The following is a 372-nucleotide window of genomic DNA, read 5'->3' as shown; positions in this document are numbered from 1 at the left end:
CCTGCGGCTGGATCACCTCCTTTCTAAGGAATATTACGGAAACCTACACACTTGTCGAAAATTTGTTTAGTTTTGAGAGATCTACTCTCAAAAGCGTTTACGGGCCTATAGCTCAGCTGGTTTAGAGCGCACGCCTGATAAGCGTGAGGTCGATGGTTCGAGTCCATTTAGGCCCATTTACCAATTAATAAAATACCCATTATGGGGCCTTAGCTCAGCTGGGAGAGCGCCTGCCTTGCACGCAGGAGGTCATCGGTTCGATCCCGTTAGGCTCCATTGACAATATTAATTGTCGAATTTGTTCTTTGAAAACTAGATAATATTTATTAAATTTTTAAGCAATAAGCCGAGAAACACCGCGTTTTATTAGTT

General features: G+C 42.7%; 2 tRNA genes. Both read left to right on the top strand.

The features are described 5' to 3' along the window. Window positions 1–101: 101 nt before the first annotated feature. A tRNA-Ile gene (locus tag AC1RPH_RS08000) sits at window positions 102–176 on the top strand. Between the two features lie 27 nt (window positions 177–203). Then, window positions 204–276 (top strand) — tRNA-Ala (locus tag AC1RPH_RS07995). Window positions 277–372 lie beyond the last annotated feature (96 nt).

Source organism: Dellaglioa sp. CoH-57-MRSF-16, assembly GCF_056782055.1.
The sequence above is the reverse complement of the archived record's forward strand: the minus strand, read 5'-3'. Positions and strand labels throughout refer to the sequence as shown.